Below are 16,638 nucleotides of genomic sequence, written 5' to 3'. Positions count from 1 at the left end.
GAAACACTTCATTTTTTTATTTGAAGAAGCTATATAACTTGATAGTTTTATGAAAAAGTATTTAATTATTTTACTGAGTGTTGTGTCATGCAATCTGGCAACCGAAGACCAAAATAGTTCAGAGATTTCCGAGGGTTCTGAAGGTATAGCACTTACTTCTGTCGATTCAATGCGAGTTAAAGGTTTTATTCAAAAAGCGTTCGGCACACCTTTGCATTCCTTAGAACATCAACAATTTTTAGATTCAGCTCTTGCTATTCAGCCAGATAACGGTTGGCTTTGGCAGCAAAAAGCGATGCCTTTATATAAGGCAAGAAAGTATCAGTTGGGTAAGCCATTTTTAGAGAAAGCTGTTGAGTATGACCCTAAAAAATGGTTGGATTATAGCGGATTTATGAGATGTATATTCTCTAAGGATTATATAAAATCTATATCCGAATTCATGAGAGCCAAAAAAGAGTATGGCGATGGTTATGTAATGGACCATACCTATAATTTTTACATCGGCTTAGATTATCTTCAATTAAATGAATTTTCTAAGGCTAAAGAGTTTTTACTGTTAAGTAAAGAACAGCAATTTAAAGATTTCCCTAAAGACCCACCACAAGAGGCGTGTCATTATTTAGATTGGTATTATTTGGGTATTGCAGATTTTGAGCTTGGTAATTATAAAGAGGCTATTGAATCTTTTAATATGTCCTTAATGGTCTATGAGAATTTTGCTGATGCGCTTTACTTTAAGGGTAGAAGTATGACAAAGTTAGGCGATGTGGAAGAAGGGGTGAAGTGGGAAAAGCAGGCATTTGATAATGGCGATAATACGATTAATGAGGATAACGTTATTTATGAAATTTATCCATATCAGGTTTTTCATAAGCTAAACGAAAGTGTGCGGCCAAAATGAAACTTTTAACCCAAATTCCATTTTCAAAAGCTAAATCTACCATTGATTATTCAGATCAATTATTGCTATTGGGTTCTTGCTTTTCTGAAAATATAGGAGCGAAACTTAAGTACTATAAGTTTCAGGGGTTACAGAACCCGTTAGGAATTTTATTTCATCCGTTGGCCATTGAAAAATTGATTCAAAAGGCCGTTCAACAAGATGTTTATGATGAAAATGATGTGTTCAATTTAAATGAACAATGGTATTGTTTTGATGCGCACTCAGAGCTAAGTAATCCATCCAAAGAAAAATTAATATCAGATTTGAATTTTGCGGTTGAACGTACAATGGTTCAATTGAAAAAGGCAAGTCACGTCATCATCACTTTTGGTACCGCCTGGGTATATCGAAATACTTCTACCAAACAAGTAGTTGCAAATTGTCATAAAGTACCTCAGTCAAATTTTACGAAAGAATTATTGGGTGTTGAAGATGTAAAAGAAAGTTTAAAGCGGACTATCGCGTTGGTTCATTCAGTAAATCCGACAGTTCAATTTATTTTCACGGTATCTCCGGTACGTCATTTAAAAGACGGGTTTGTGCAGAATCAATTGAGCAAGGCACATTTAATAGCTGCTATTCATCAAGTAATTGATGCCGATAAGATTTCTTATTTTCCAAGTTATGAGCTTATGATGGACGAGTTGCGTGATTATCGGTTTTATGCCAAAGACATGCTACATCCTAATGAAATGGCCGTTGATTATATTTGGGAAAAATTCTGCGAGGTTTGGATTGGTGATAGTGTTGGTCATGTAATGACAAAGATAGATGAGATACAGCGAGGATTGAGGCATCGGGCGTTTAATCCGGAGGGTATGGCACATCAGAAATTTTTAACATCGTTAAGGGGTAAAATTGCGTATATAAAACAAACATATCCATTTATGGATTTCAAACTTCCCGAAGCATGAAAAAGTTTACAGCTGGCGTCTTAATTACCTTGGCAATAGTTTTTATTATTCGTTCTTGTAATGACGGTAAAGAAAATATGTCGATTCTGCAGGAGAATTCCATGCTTATTCAGCAAGAAATTACAAATGTTTCTAAATTGATAGTTACTGAAGGTCATTTTGCTGAGGTCTATAATTATAAGGATTCTAAAGAGCTATTTGGTCAACTATTGCGTGCCGAGAAGAAAGCACTTGTAGTTGTGAACGCTGATGTTACGGTAGCTTACGATTTAAGTCAAATAGATTTTGAAATTGATGAAGCAACTAAAACGGTTAAAATAAATAGTATACCTGAAGCAGAAGTTAAATTGAATCCAGATTTTGAATACTATGATGTTACCTCAGACTATCTAAATCAATTCGATGCAGCTGACTACAATAAAATTAAAAAAACGGTAAACGCATCGTTGATGAAAAAAGTGGAAGCCTCTTCACTACGTAGTAATGCAGAGAATAGACTGATCAGTGAACTACAAAAGTTCTACATACTTACCAATTCTATGGGCTGGCGATTAACTTACCAAGAACAAACCATTGAGTCTTTAGAGGGTTTACAGGTTATTAAGCCATAGTTATGGCCTCTATTGAGGCTAATTCCAAGCCATCATCTATCAATTGACCTAAATTGGGCTGTTTTTGTTTAATGGTTTCAAGATGTGTTTTTATTCCGTCTGTCAATGTCTTTTCCCCACTTTTTACGGCCAATTCATATATTTCTATAGGCAATAACCAATCTGATGGATATTTCAGTTGTATTTCCTGAAACACCTTAGTTCTAGATATGATGGTGTTTTTACCTTCCCTAAAATCACGTATTAATTTATAATACGATTCAAGCTCACTTAAGTTGGTATTGTCATTATTTAAAGACCCAGTACTAAGTGTATGGTCTAGTAAGTCAAAACTTTTTAAATCTGCTGGCCCGTGGTATGCAGAAACAATTTCTTCACCAATAGCCATATTATATAATTCGTTGTTCGATTCAAAAAGTATATTTCCTTTATGTGTCACTTTGCAGTTTTCGAAGGTGATTAAAATGATACGCCCCTGCAGATTTCGTGTGCCCGTGACTATTTTACCCGTAACATTAATGCCTCCCGTAAAATCTAACGATACGACTTCACCTTCATAAATTTTGTAGGCTTTTAGGTCTCGCGGACTCATTTCCTCAATAGGTATGTTTATGCCTTTTAATCTACCGATTGGCGACCCAAAACCAGTTTCATGTTGGTTGATGTCTTGGCCTACTAATTCTTTCTCTCTATAGGCAAGTGCAGATTTTCCTTTGGTTTGAAAATAGATTGGTTTACCGTCATGTTCAATTAATGTTTCGAAATTTCCAGAAACTTGTAAGCCAGTACTTAGTTCGATTGTTCCTAGTTCTTTGGAAGTAATCAATTTTTGTAAACCACTAAGACCGCCCCTACGTAGTGCCATCGTGTTGGCAAAATCTTCTAAAACCTGACTTAAAAAAGCAAAATCCGGAGTTACGAATAGTTGAGGTTGAGGTTTTGTGATATCGAACGAAGTTCTAGCTGCCTCAATAGAATAAGGTAGTTTTTCAACCTTATCGGTCATGCACCATTGACTTTCACCAATAGAGGACAAAAGTCCTGCACCGTAAATTTTAGGGTCTTCTACGGTACCGATAAGTCCGTATTCAACGGTCCACCAATGAAGATTTCGAATAAGGGCCATCTCGCTTGGTTCGCCCATATTGTCTTGTAAAAATTCAATATGTTTTTCAGCTTTTTCAATTTCCTCTAAAGCTGTTCCCTTAGCTTCTTTAATTATAGAGAGATGGCGTACCGCCTCATACAATTCAAAATCTTTTGCGCTAGATATGGCCTTGCAGCCGATTTCGCCAAATCGCCTTAAGTAAGCTGAATATTCCGGATTTCCAATAATTGGGGCATGACCAGCTCCTTCATGAATAATATCTGGTGCTGGGGTGTAAGCTATATTTTCTAGTTGACGAATATCAGAAGCGATGACCAAAACATTATATGCCTGAAACTCCATAAATGCGGCCGGTGGAATAAATCCATCAACCGCTACCGCGGCCCAACCTAAATCTTTAAGAATACGGTTCATACCATACATGTTAGGAATCTTGTCTATAGAGATACCAGTTTTCCTTAATCCTTCTAAATATGATTTATGGGCCACCTTACTTAGGTAAGTGACATTTTTACGCATTACATAACGCCATACCGCTTGGTTAATGGGTGAATAGGTCTCATAGTTTTGAGGCTTAATGTATTGAATAAGATGTTTTGGGAGTTTATCTAATATAGGATTACTCTCATAGCCTTTACCGTTCATCTGCTTCATTTTTTTATTTTGTTACCTTGGGTATCGAACATTTCTTTGATAGAAAATACGCTCTGCGTATCACCGTGTTTTTCGTGGTGGAGTAATTTTTTTTTAACCATTTCTAAGGTAGGGGTTTCTCCGACCGGAATCCACCACATAATGAATTGAGAGGGCCCGCCTAAATCAAACCATTTCTTCTTGTTTCGCAGAAAGTAACTATGCACTGAACTATAAACAAAATTAGAGAGAGAATCGAAATCTTCCCAAACACTAACATTGATTGCCATTAATTCATCTTTAAACGGGGACTCGATATATGAAGCCGACTTGCCATCGGTATCGGTTAGTCTCCATATGAATCCTTTGCTTTCCTCAGCTGACTTATTTACAGGCTCTAAAAAATCTGTAAATTCTTTCATTAGGGGGTTGTCTAATGGTGCTTTAAAACGTGCGATGTTGGCTTGTGCTAAGTAGTACATTCATGTGATATTTCTAATAAATTTAAGGAAACAGTATTTAATATTTGTTAATTATCATATAATTGGTAAAAAAAACTATATTGATGTAATAAATCAGGAATTAGTTATAATAAGAGATTGATTTATTACAATAAACAGGAAAAAATTATGGCAGTTAAATTAGATGAAATTGATAGATCGATTTTAAGAATCCTCCAAAAGGATTCTAAAACAGTGGCAAAATCAATTGCTGATGAACTAGGGCTGACAAAAACGCCAGTCTATGAGCGTATAAAACGTTTAGAGCAAGATGGGTTCATTAAGAACTATGTTGCCATCTTGGATAAAGATAAAATTGAAGAAAGTATTACGGTCTTTAGTTTTGTTTCATTGGAAACACAGAAAGGTGCAATGATGGATGAATTTTTTGAAGATGTCAAAAGTTATCCTGAAGTCGTTGAATGTTTTGTGGTGGGTGGTGAATTTGATTTTCTTCTGAAAGTAGTAGTGAAAAATCTAGATGCGTATTATGATTTCGCAAAGTTTAAGATAGCTTCATTACCGAGCATTGGCAGTGTAAAAAGTGCATTCGTATTAAACGAGGTAAAGAATGATACAACATTTCCGTTATTATAAAAAAGCGATAGTTAATAACAACCTTATTAACTATCGCTTCTATTAAAATTGGTGTGTATTACTTTAAAGCAACTGTATTTGGTGGATATTGCTCTAATATTTGAGAAACAAATTCCTTAATGCGTGCTTCTTTCTTAGCTACATTACTAGTGCTTTGAAGCGTTCCCTCACCTTTGCCTTGCCAAACCAGTTCGTTTGTCTTGTTATCTATTAGGTCTATATATAAAGAACCTTGTGTACTTGCGCTGACTGTACTTCCGCCCCAGCCAAAACCAGGTCCCCAAGCCCATGGGTTGTAACCCCATCCCCAAGCTCCGCCCCAACCATAGTTGTTGGTGTAAACATCTACTCTTTCTTGTTCCTTGGTGAAAATACTGACCAATAAATCTGGATTCTCTGATTTTACAAAACCTCGTGAGCCCATTTCAGCTTCAATCGCTCTTAGAATTCGTTTTTTATCTAAATCTGATATTTGTGCTTTGTCGATTCCTGTTTTATAAAAGGCGTACGAAGTATATCCATTAAAATCTGCTTTCTGGTCATAATCTGATAGTACTCTTACCGATGAGCATGAGGAAATGAAAACTAGAAGCAGTAAGGGAAGAGCAAGGAATTTAATTTTTTTCATAACGTTATTTTTTTTAAGTACTAAATTGTTCTATTTAGAACAATCACAATAATCATGCCGAATGAGAGAGAGTAAAGCTACTGTGTATTGGTTTTTAAGTCATAACCAAAAGGGCAATGCCTGCAGCCACTTTCACAACAATAACCACGTTTATAGTGGTATTGCGCTGTAAAAACTCGAAAGCCATTTTCAGACCAATAAAAATCACCTTCCTCAATAGGAATAATCTCTTTCATCTACAATTGTATTTTAATGGTATAAAGTTACTTTATTCTGTTGATAACCTAGACTACATTCCTTTGTTACTAGGTTAAATAGAGGTTGTGCAGCGTATTAACCTTTTGTCGGCATTGTTGGCAACAAAATCCAGTAATTTTCTTACAAAGACTATTTGGCTTTATCTTTGTTATAGAATACCCAAAGTAAATTTATGATTTTAGTTTTTAGACATTTCTTCTATAAAAATTATGTGGGGTTATCACTATGGCCCTTTATATTTTTAAAAAATAGAAGTTTAAAAAATGATGGGGTTCTAATTAATCATGAAAAAATTCATTTACGGCAGCAACGAGAACTATTGATCATTCCATTTTATATTCTTTACTTATTAGAATGGAGCGTTCGTACAATTTGGTATTTAGATTCTTACAAGGCATATCAGAATCTTAGTTTTGAGCGAGAGGCATATTCGCATGAGAACAACTTAGACTATTTGTCAAACAGAAAATCCTTCAGTTTTATTAAATATCTTTGTCGTTAAATTACGACGCGTTTGCAAATAGAGAATCAACTTGTTCAAATACCGTTATTTGTAGAAAAGCAAGTGACACTTGCCATTAAACGGGAAGATTTACTACACCCATTTATTTCAGGTAACAAATATCGCAAATTGAAATACAATTTGTTGGAGGCCAACAAAAAGAGGTGTCATACCATTTTGACTTTTGGAGGCGCCTTTTCAAACCAAATTGCAGCGACCGCTTATGCGGCTAAAGAAAAAGGATTCAGTTCAATAGGAATCATTCGTGGTGAAGAGCTGAGAGAATCATGGCGTCAAAATACGACTTTGCTTAAAGCCCATGAGGATGGAATGATTTTCAAATTCGTAAATAGAGGGGAATATAGGAAAAAAGAAGAGTCGGGCTTTTTAGCTGATTTAAGGAAAGAATTTGGTGATTTTTATCTTGTGCCTGAAGGTGGAACAAATAAACTAGCTATAAAGGGTTGCGAAGAGATATTGGTAAGCGGGGATGAGCAATTTGATTTTATTTGTACTAGTGTGGGCACTGGCGGTACAGTAGCAGGATTGATAAATTCATCATTTCTACATCAGAAAGTACTAGGATTTTCATCATTAAAAGGAGATTTTCTAAATAAGGATATTAAGAGAATAACTGCCAATAACCGTTGGGACTTAATTTCAGAGTATCATTTTGGAGGGTATGCTAAAATTTCTCAAGAGCTAATTAACTTTATAAACGATTTTAAAAAACAAACCAACATATCGTTGGATCCTATTTATACGGGAAAAATGATGTTTGGGTTGTTCGATATGGTTTTGCGTGATACTTTTGTAAAAGGAACTAAAATTTTAGCAATACATACTGGTGGTCTACAAGGTATTGCTGGCATGAATAGTGTACTGAAAAAGAAAAAATTACCTTTGTTGGATATATGAAGAAGAAAATATTATTGCTGTTAATCATAGGAATCATTTTTGCTTCCTGTAAATCTAAAAAAGCGTACTCAGATCAGTTGCGTACAAAGAATGTACTCAATGAACGAAAGAAATCAGGAGATGTTAAGCCACTAACATCGCGAGAAGTTGTGCTGCCGAAAGAGCCATCTAGATTTGTTCCATTTAGAATCGAAACTCCTTCCGAATATATAGAAACTTTTGCCGAAACCGCACAGGTAGAGATGATGGGTTATGGTATACCAGCAAGTATTACATTAGCTCAAGGTCTTTTAGAGAGTGGGTATGGTAAGGGTGAGCTTGCCATGAAAACAAATAATCATTTTGGTATAAAGTGCCATAAAGGTTGGGAGGGTGATTATGACTTTCATGATGATGATGAAAAGGGCGAATGTTTTAGAAAATATAATCACCCAATGTATTCTTTTCGAGACCATAGTATATTCTTGACTACTAGGTCTAGGTATGCTTTTCTTTTCAATTTAAAGCATACCGATTACAAAGGATGGGCCAAAGGGCTACGAAAGGCAGGATACGCTACCGATCCAAAATACCCACAAAAGCTTATTTATTTAATAGAGAAACATGGTCTGCATAAGTATGACAAGCAAATTAAAAATGCAGGCTATGACAACACTACAATTGTCTCGACCGAATCTGATAAAATACACACTGTTGAAAAGGGAGATACCTTATATTCATTATCTAGAAAATATTATATGAGTGTTGATGAAATTATGCAAATGAATAATTTAAGAAGCTCCGATTTGTCAATAGGGCAGCGAGTTAAGGTGAAACTTAGCAAAATCAATTAAGAGAAATGATCTATCAAAGAAGTAGTGCTTTATTCGCAGAGGCAAAAAAATATATACCAGGCGGAGTAAATTCTCCAGTAAGAGCTTTTAAAGCTGTAGGCGGCGATCCCATTTTTGTAAAAAAGGCAAAAGGAGCTTATTTGTATGACGAAGACGGTAATAAGTTAATTGATTACATAGCATCATGGGGCCCATTAATTTTAGGTCACGCACACGAATCGGTTATTAATGCTGTAATCGAAAAGGCAAAAAATGGAACTTCATTTGGCATGCCGACCGAGATTGAAACAGAACTGGCTAAATTGGCTATTTCTATGGTGCCTAATATGGATAAAATTAGATTTGTCAATAGTGGTACAGAGGCTTGTATGAGTGCGGTTCGCTTAGCTAGAGGGTATACAGGTAAGGATAAAATTATAAAATTTGCAGGATGCTACCATGGCCATTCAGATTCGTTTTTAATTCAAGCGGGTAGTGGTGCGGTTACATTTGGAAGTCCTAATAGTCCTGGTGTAACACAAGGTACGGCTAAAGATACTTTGCTTGCGGATTATAACGATTTAGACGGTGTAAAAAAATTAGTAAAAGCTAATAAAGGAGAGTTAGCTGCAATCATAATTGAACCGATTGCTGGGAATATGGGGTGCATTGTACCAAAAGATTCTTTTATAAAGGGCTTACGAGAAATCTGTACCCAAGGAAATATTCTGTTAATTTTCGATGAGGTGATGACTGGCTTTCGTTTAGCGAGAGGTGGTGCGCAAGAGGTTTTGAATATAAAAGCAGATATCGTTACTTATGGGAAGGTAATCGGTGGTGGTTTACCGGTAGGTGCCTTTGCTGCGAAATCTGAGATTATGGATTTCTTAGCGCCAGATGGTCCTGTTTATCAAGCGGGAACATTAAGTGGCAATCCACTAGCAATGAGTGCAGGTTTGGCAATGTTGTCCGAACTGAACAATAAGCCAACCATATTTCAAAGTTTAGCTGACAAAACAGAATACTTGCATAAAGGTATTGCCGAAGTTTTAACGGCAAAAGGTGTAGACCACCAAATTAATCGATTTGGCAGTATGATTTCAGTACATTTTACTGATGAGCCGGTAGTTGATTTTGAATCTTCCGCTAAGGGTAATAATGATACTTTTAAAGCCTATTTTCATGGTATGTTAGAGAGAGGCATTTACTTGCCGCCAAGTGCATTTGAAAGCTATTTTTTAAATGATGCCTTAACTTATGCTGATTTAGACGACACTATTAAAGCTTTAGAAGGTATACAACTTTAAGATTTTATTCTGTAAGTTTTATATATCCACCATCCTGCAGCTATAAATAAAAGTTGAACAGCAATACGAATAATCGCAGTGACTTTAGACCCTATCGCCGGTGCGTCTTTAGTTAGGTCCCATATATGAATTGGTAAGAAAGATATCATGAGTATAAAAAAACCAAGGCCGCCCCATTTTCTGTATTTTGGGATTAAAAGGGCAATTCCTATAGCTGCTTCAGCAACAGCCGATAGCATATGGGCAAGAGTTTCAGGAAAAAAATCGGGTATAAATTCTTTGTAAGTTTCCGGAGCGTAAAGATGGTTAAAAGCCCCTGCGAGCATTAAAAAAGCTAAAATAAAAAGTACTATAAGTTGAAATATTTTCATGTTGGTCGGTTGATTGTTTTCATTCTAAGATAGCATTTAAAAAATAATTTATTCTCCAATATTTTTTATAAATTCTCCACACTTCCTTAGCTATATTTCTACCTAAATCTAAATTATCAATATTATCAGATTGAATATGGTATCTGCCTAAAGACAATGATGTGCCGGCCATTTCTAAAGGACAGTAAATATTGGAGTATTGCCTTTGATTTTCACATCAAAAGTGTAGGTTAGAATATTTGTTCTATCTATTTGTTTCTTGGACAAGAATTTTTCAGATAGGTTTAAGGCTGAAATTCTTTTTAGTAAATATTTAACTCCATTTGTACAATGTTTAAAATCAAAAAGCGCGGCTTTTAGGCCGCGCTTTTAAGTAGGTAAGTTTTGTAAATATTTTAATTGGTTTGATTTATGCTCTCAAGGTTTTTATATGGATTAATTATAATATCAGCATCTTGCTCGTAGGAATTGGTTGCTATTTCTTTTTGCACCTCTGTATTAGTATTTTGGTGATATACCACTGAAGCACATATGAAACAAGCTAAATAAATAAGACTTTTTAATTTATTGGTCATGATTTGGGGTTTTTTATTTTTCACTAATCTATACAACATAAACGCATGAAAAAGCCCATTGTTGTGAAATGGGCCTTTTTTGATGTCAGAGATATTTAAATTGTGGTAAGGTGATTTCATTCATCGATGATATTGGTTTTTCATCGATAGAGTCAAAAAAGTGACCTTATATTCGTTTCACTATTTTGGCTCTAAAATGAGGTTAATGCGCTCAGAAACATCGTTTAAGTGATATTTTGTCATTATATCAGATGTTCGGTTTCTCGCATTTTTAATATCTCTATTTAATATGTTTAATTCTGCCCTTGCAATCGTTCTGATATCAGATTGACTAGTGTTGACAACTGTTGATTTTCTGTAGCCACCGAAATCAGATGCTTTAGACTGGTTATCTGCCGTTAATAAATATTCTAAACGGTCGACATGGGCTTTCTGTAGGTTTCTTCTATACGTATCAATGGCAACTCCATTTCTAAGTTCAGACCAAATACCCTTTCGAATTTCGCTCATCATTTGTATTAAGGAATATGCCTCTTTAGGGTTCGATGTTTCAAATTCAATAAGACGGGCCATTTTTCCTAGACTTAATACATTGTTTAATGTACGTACTTGCATTGAACGCATTTGTTCTAAATATCCTGAGTATTCGATACGTTCCAGTATATTCTGGTCTAACATCCACAATGGGGTTTTGAACAATTGCTCATTTAAGAATACCATTGCTTTTTGTTGATGTGCTTTTGGTACAGCAGTATAAACAGCACCTTCTTGGTCGTAAGTTTTATGGTTCTCATAAACACCTCCAATATTATTAGAAACATGGCCCATATACCTATTAAACTGAGAAAATACCTGTCCGTAAAGTTTATTCAGGTCATCATAATTTTTTCCATCTTCAGCAGTCCATTCAATCAATTTAGGAACAATTCTTTTAAGGTTGGCAATACCATACTCACCAGCTTTCATAGCATCATCCCCTAAATCTTCTGTTTGTGAACTAGGGTCAACAATATCGCCTACTTGTTGATGTCCGAAACGATAGAGAGGATCTCCCGAATGTGCCATAATCCACTGATCTAAAGTTGATTTTTCTTCTTCGGCAGTTGTATTTAAGATAGGCTTGTATCCCCATTGAATGGCATATTTATCATAAACACCAATATCTGGCATCAAAGCCACACCATCGTCTCCTGGTTGTGCGATGTAGTTAAAACGCGCATAATCCATAATTGATGGAGCGGTCCCATTTTTTTCTGTAAAAGTCTTCGAGCGAAGAGAATCTACCGGATAGGCAACACTACTACCCATGTTATGTGGTAGCCCTAGAGTATGTCCAACTTCATGTGACGATACGAATCGAATTAACCGCCCCATAATATCATCATCAAAAGAAACTCCTCTAGCAGCTGGATTTATAGCGGCAGTTTGAACAAAATACCAGTTCCTTAGTAGTGTCATGACATTATGGTACCAATTAATATCAGATTCTAGTATTTCACCACTACGGGGGTCACTAACATGTGGGCCATTTGCATTTGGTATTGGTGATGCCAAATAGCGAACAACAGAATAACGTACATCTTCTGGTGACCATTCTGGATCTTCCTCTTTGGTTGGTGGTTCTTTTGCAATAATTGCATTTTTAAAACCAGCTGCTTCAAAAGCAGTTTGCCAATCTTCAATACCTTGCTTTATGAACGGTACCCATTTCTTTGGTGTAGCTCTATCTACATAATAAATAATCTGTTTTTTAGGCTCTACGAGTTCACCATTCTTATACTTTTCTAAATCTTCATCTTTGACCTCTAAACGCCATCTGTCTAAAAACTTAATCGTTTTACTTTCTTGTGCGTCTAGACCGTAATCTACTTGTCCTCTAGCAAACCATCCAACACGTTCATCAAAATAACGTCGCTTCATAGGTTTTTCTGGTAATAATACCATAGAGTTGTTAATTTCAACAGAAATAGAGCCTAAACTTTCATTACTTGGAGCTTCACTAGCTAGGTAAGTTTTTACATGACGGACTTCAACATTTAAAGGATAACTTTTTATAGATTCAATATATCCTCTACCCTCGTCTAAACGTGAAACTTTATATTGTTTGCGATAACGTTCGGGCATGCCAAATGGTTTGGTGTCCTTTATGAAAATATCATTGACTTCAATTACCGTACTTGGGTTTAATGAGTCTTTCTTAAAAGCTTTTATGTCAAATGCATAAAGTACTGGCTCAAAATTAGAGTTGATAACTGCCTCATGAACGGGTAAGGAATCTGCAGCGACTACATCATGTGAAACAACCCGTAATAATACTTTCTTATCTTTTTTTTCCCATCGCAATACTTGGGTGTTTATTTTACCTCCACCGAAACCAATACCAGAAGCTGTTTTAGAAATGCGACTTACCATCAACATCTCTTTATTAAATAAGGAATCTGGTATTTCGAAAAAATAATTTTCTTCGACTACATGGCTGGTAAATAGCCCTTCATCAGAAACTGCATCTTTTGTTATGACCTTGTCGTAAGGTTGAATCTTATCTTTAGATGAAGTATTCGCTTCTTTTTCAGTGTCTTTTTTCTTTTTTTTGAAAATTTGTGCTTCTGCAGTTTGGTAGCCGAAAACGAATAGTAATAGCAATAATTTTAATAATAATTTTCTTTTCATTTGTGAGTTAGTTTGGTAAACTTTCAAAGATTGAAATAATATATGAAACAAATAGTTAATAATTTCTTAAGCCTATTTTGTAACAATAGAAGGTAGAAGGCGTCTTATAAATAGGAATAATCATTTTATACATTCTGAATTAGTCAATTATAAAGCCTTTGCATTTGCAAAGGCTTTATTTTTTTTGGTAGTATTTAGAACAAAAGAGGAAGTATAAATTGAAACAATCCTATTAATAATAAAACTGCAATTAAATTTAAAATAAGACCGGCACGTGCCATTTCATGAACTTTGATATATCCACTAGCAAAGACTATTGCATTTGGTGGCGTTGCCATAGGTAACATAAAAGCACAACTACTTGCAATAGTAATAGGTATAAGTAAATAGGTGATGGGTATACCTAGACCAATGGCGATACCCGCAACTACAGGGGCAAGTACGGCCACTAAGGCGACATTGCTCATCAATTCGGTCATGAAGAGCATTAAAATAATTAGAAGTGATGCGGTTAAGAGAATACTTAGATTGCTTTGTGCAATACCATCAGCGACTAAATCGACAATACCAGAGACCGACATGCCGTTGGCTAATGATAATCCGCCACCAAAGAGAATTAATATTCCCCAAGCCAGTTTTTGAGTGTCTTGCCATTGCAAGATAAAATCTCCTTTTTTAAGATTATAGGGTAAGGTAAATAGAGCTATAGCAGCAAAAATACTAATGAGCGTATCTGACAAACCTAAACTCGGGAAGATGGAATTGATCAAGGTTCTAAATACCCATAGGAATATAGTTACCCCAAATATTGCAAGCACCATTTTTTCTTTCCCAGAGGTAGGTCCTAGTTTTTCAAGTTCCTCATGAATGATTGTTTTAGATGCTTTAAACTTTAAATTTTGAGTAGGAAAAAACACTTTCACCAGCACAAAATAGCAAATGGCAATCATGAAGAGTGAAAAAGGTAGCCCAATAATCATCCATTTTAAAAAGGATATTTCAATGTTATATTCATTTTCCAATAGACCTATTAATACAGAGTTTGGTGGTGTGCCAATAACCGTCGCAATACCACCGGCATTTGCTGCAAAAGCGATACCTAGCATAACGCTTAATGCAAAATTACGGTCCCGTTTTGTGAATCCGTCTTCATCTTCAATCAGTAAATTAATGACCGACATGGCAATGGGAAGCATAACTACGGTACTTGCCGTATTACTGATCCACATGCTTAAAACAGCGGTAGCGATCATAAAACCTAGCACCACTTTATTGGCTGTTGTGCCTGTAAGGCGAATAATATTTAAGGCAATTCGTTTGTGAAGCTTTACCTTTTCTAAAGCCAATGCCATAACAAAGCCGCCAAAAAACAGAAATACAATAGGGCTGCCGTAATTTGCACCTACATCGCCAATGGGCATAACCTTTAAAATAGGGAAAAGTAGCAATGGTAGGAGTGCGGTTACCGAAATGGAGACCGCTTCGGTAACCCACCAAATGACCATCCAAAGTGCAACAGCTATTACGGCATCTGCATTTTCGTTAATCAGAACATTGGGTAAAAAAATGAGTATAAAAAATATCATAGGGCCCGTAAACAGACCTATTTTGCTACTTAAATTCATGCTGGTTGGTTTTGCCAGCTTCTAAGCTACTATTTTTTAATTATCCTTTTAAAATCTAACTTGATATTTCAACAAAAAGAACATCACCATCTTTATAGATTTTGGCTAGTTGATGTTTTGTGATGCCTTTGATGCCTTTATCCCAAGCTTTATTACTTAAATCTGCCTTAGTTTTAAGAATATCAAGTTCCATTTTCTTTTCAGTCTTTAAGATTTCGAAAATTACTTTTTCACTATCAGATAACTGAAGAGGCTGTTTCTCTGGTCTCATTTGAGGAAAGAACAATACTTCTTGTATAGATGCATTATTGGTCATTAACATTACCAAACGGTCAATACCGATGCCAATGCCTGAGGTAGGTGGCATTCCATATTCAAGTGCTCTTAGGAAATCTTGATCAATGAACATTGCTTCGTCATCTCCTTTTTCAGAAAGTTTCAATTGCTCTTCAAATCGTTCTCGTTGGTCAATTGGGTCGTTAAGCTCAGAATAGGCATTTGCCAACTCTTTGCCGTTAACCATAAGCTCAAAACGCTCGGTTAATGCAGGGTTGTCTCTATGCTCTTTGGTAAGCGGACTCATTTCTTTTGGGTAGTCGGTGATAAATGTTGGTTGCACGTAGTGATGCTCACATTTTTCTCCAAAAATTTCATCGATTAATTTACCGATGCCCATTGTGTCATCAACCTCTATACCCAATTTCTTGGCAGTTTCGCGAAGTTCATCTTCTGGCATTCCTGCAACATCAAAACCGGTATGAATTTTAATGGCTTCTAAGATAGGTACACGTGCATACGGAGCTTTAAATTCAATTTCATGTTTGCCAACTGTAACTAGTGTGGTTCCATTGGCATCCATAGCTATTTTCTCCAATAACTTTTCCGTGGTGTCCATCATCCAATTGTAGTCCTTGTAAGCAACATACAATTCCATTACCGTAAATTCTGGGTTGTGCGTACGGTCCATTCCCTCATTACGGAAATCTTTTGAAAACTCATATACACCGTCAAAACCACCTACGATTAATCTTTTAAGATAAAGCTCATTGGCAATTCTTAAATATAAAGGCATGTTGAGCGCATTATGATGTGTTAAAAATGGTCGTGCAGTTGCACCACCAGGAATCGGTTGTAAAATCGGAGTTTCAACTTCCAAGTACCCTTTGCTATTATAAAACTCACGAATACTGTTAGTGATTTTAGTTCTTTTAATAAATGTTTCTTTAACCTTTGGGTTGACTACTAAATCAACATAACGTTGACGGTAGCGCAATTCAGGATCATTGAATTCATCATATACGTTACCTTCAGCATCTTTCTTAGGTAATGGTAATGGTCTTAACGATTTACTGAGCATAGTAAATTTCTTTACCATAATAGTTTTTTCACCAACTTGAGTGGTAAAAAGGTATCCTTCAATACCGATGATATCACCTATATCAAGTAATTTTTTGTAGACTTCGTTATAAAGAGTTTTATCCTCGCCAGTACAAATTTCATCTCTGTTGAAATAAACTTGTATACGCCCCGAACTATCTTGAAGTTCAGCAAATGATGCTTTACCTTGAATACGACGAGACATAAGTCTACCGGCAACAATTACTTGCTTGCCTTCCTCATAATTGGATTTTATACTTGCCGATGTGGCATTTAAAGGATATAA

Annotated in this window: 16 protein-coding genes; 8 read left to right on the top strand and 8 right to left on the bottom strand. The window is 35.7% G+C overall.

The window, feature by feature from the left end; all coding sequences use genetic code 11:
- Positions 1-49: 49 nt before the first annotated feature.
- From AACZ41_RS16210 to AACZ41_RS16200, 3 genes are read left to right on the top strand one after another with little or no spacing between them, the layout of a single operon-like run.
- Positions 50-904: a tetratricopeptide repeat protein gene (locus AACZ41_RS16210; protein ID WP_339629650.1), complete on the top strand. Its 855-nt coding sequence runs from the start codon at positions 50-52 to the stop codon at positions 902-904.
- A complete protein-coding gene (locus tag AACZ41_RS16205) occupies positions 901-1,860 on the top strand; it encodes a GSCFA domain-containing protein (RefSeq protein WP_339629649.1) in 960 nt (319 codons plus the stop codon). The genes AACZ41_RS16210 and AACZ41_RS16205 overlap by 4 nt, the downstream gene beginning before the upstream one ends.
- Positions 1,857-2,471: a DUF4230 domain-containing protein gene (locus AACZ41_RS16200; protein ID WP_339629648.1), complete on the top strand. Its 615-nt coding sequence runs from the start codon at positions 1,857-1,859 to the stop codon at positions 2,469-2,471. The genes AACZ41_RS16205 and AACZ41_RS16200 overlap by 4 nt, the downstream gene beginning before the upstream one ends.
- Here the strand turns inward: AACZ41_RS16200 and AACZ41_RS16195 are convergent.
- Positions 2,461-4,224 (bottom strand): aromatic amino acid hydroxylase, encoded by a 1,764-nt coding sequence (locus AACZ41_RS16195; protein ID WP_339629681.1) that lies wholly within the window; start codon positions 4,222-4,224, stop codon positions 2,461-2,463. The two genes, AACZ41_RS16200 and AACZ41_RS16195, sit on opposite strands and share 11 nt — an antisense overlap.
- Before the next feature lie 5 nt (positions 4,225-4,229).
- Positions 4,230-4,694: a DUF3291 domain-containing protein gene (locus AACZ41_RS16190; protein WP_339629647.1), complete on the bottom strand. Its 465-nt coding sequence runs from the start codon at positions 4,692-4,694 to the stop codon at positions 4,230-4,232.
- Positions 4,695-4,841: 147 nt separating this feature from the next.
- Between AACZ41_RS16190 and AACZ41_RS16185 the strand changes: the two genes are divergently transcribed.
- Positions 4,842-5,309, top strand: coding sequence for an Lrp/AsnC family transcriptional regulator (locus AACZ41_RS16185; protein ID WP_339629646.1), 468 nt, complete (start codon positions 4,842-4,844; stop codon positions 5,307-5,309).
- 58 nt (positions 5,310-5,367) lie between these two features.
- Here AACZ41_RS16185 and AACZ41_RS16180 read toward each other — a convergent pair whose 3' ends face one another.
- Both AACZ41_RS16180 and AACZ41_RS16175 read right to left on the bottom strand, forming a co-directional pair.
- A complete protein-coding gene (locus AACZ41_RS16180; protein WP_339629645.1) occupies positions 5,368-5,937 on the bottom strand; it encodes a DUF4136 domain-containing protein in 570 nt (189 codons plus the stop codon).
- Positions 5,938-6,014: 77 nt separating this feature from the next.
- The gene (locus AACZ41_RS16175; protein ID WP_177170916.1) at positions 6,015-6,173 is read right to left on the bottom strand and encodes a DUF5522 domain-containing protein; all 159 of its coding nucleotides are present in this window, start codon (positions 6,171-6,173) and stop codon (positions 6,015-6,017) included.
- A gap of 194 nt (positions 6,174-6,367) precedes the next feature.
- Between AACZ41_RS16175 and AACZ41_RS16170 the strand changes: the two genes are divergently transcribed.
- The 4 genes from AACZ41_RS16170 to hemL are packed head-to-tail and all read left to right on the top strand — an operon-like array spanning position 6,368 to position 9,734.
- Entirely contained in the window at positions 6,368-6,697 is a 330-nt protein-coding gene (locus tag AACZ41_RS16170; protein WP_339629644.1) for a hypothetical protein, read from the top strand.
- Positions 6,698-6,709: 12 nt separating this feature from the next.
- Positions 6,710-7,615 (top strand): pyridoxal-phosphate dependent enzyme, encoded by a 906-nt coding sequence (locus AACZ41_RS16165; protein ID WP_339629643.1) that lies wholly within the window; start codon positions 6,710-6,712, stop codon positions 7,613-7,615.
- Entirely contained in the window at positions 7,612-8,448 is an 837-nt protein-coding gene (locus AACZ41_RS16160) for a glucosaminidase domain-containing protein (protein ID WP_339629642.1), read from the top strand. Before AACZ41_RS16165 ends, AACZ41_RS16160 begins: the two co-directional genes overlap by 4 nt.
- Positions 8,449-8,453: 5 nt before the next feature.
- Complete coding sequence (hemL, locus tag AACZ41_RS16155) at positions 8,454-9,734, top strand: glutamate-1-semialdehyde 2,1-aminomutase (RefSeq protein WP_339629641.1); 1,281 nt, start codon at positions 8,454-8,456, stop codon at positions 9,732-9,734.
- On the opposite strand, the gene AACZ41_RS16150 is transcribed toward hemL, so the two are convergent.
- The 4 genes from AACZ41_RS16150 to lysS form a co-directional block, all read right to left on the bottom strand.
- Complete coding sequence (locus AACZ41_RS16150; protein ID WP_339629640.1) at positions 9,731-10,105, bottom strand: hypothetical protein; 375 nt, start codon at positions 10,103-10,105, stop codon at positions 9,731-9,733. The two genes, hemL and AACZ41_RS16150, sit on opposite strands and share 4 nt — an antisense overlap.
- A 755-nt stretch (positions 10,106-10,860) precedes the next feature.
- Complete coding sequence (locus tag AACZ41_RS16145) at positions 10,861-13,350, bottom strand: zinc-dependent metalloprotease (RefSeq protein ID WP_339629639.1); 2,490 nt, start codon at positions 13,348-13,350, stop codon at positions 10,861-10,863.
- 194 nt (positions 13,351-13,544) lie between these two features.
- A complete protein-coding gene (locus AACZ41_RS16140; RefSeq protein WP_339629638.1) occupies positions 13,545-14,975 on the bottom strand; it encodes a DASS family sodium-coupled anion symporter in 1,431 nt (476 codons plus the stop codon).
- A gap of 55 nt (positions 14,976-15,030) precedes the next feature.
- Positions 15,031-16,638, bottom strand: a 1,608-nt coding sequence (gene lysS / locus AACZ41_RS16135; protein ID WP_339629637.1) for a lysine--tRNA ligase, incomplete at its 5' end; no start/stop codon positions are given.

Source organism: uncultured Maribacter sp., assembly GCF_963974015.1.
Lineage (GTDB): Bacteria > Bacteroidota > Bacteroidia > Flavobacteriales > Flavobacteriaceae > Maribacter.
The sequence above is the reverse complement of the archived record's forward strand: the minus strand, read 5'-3'. Positions and strand labels throughout refer to the sequence as shown.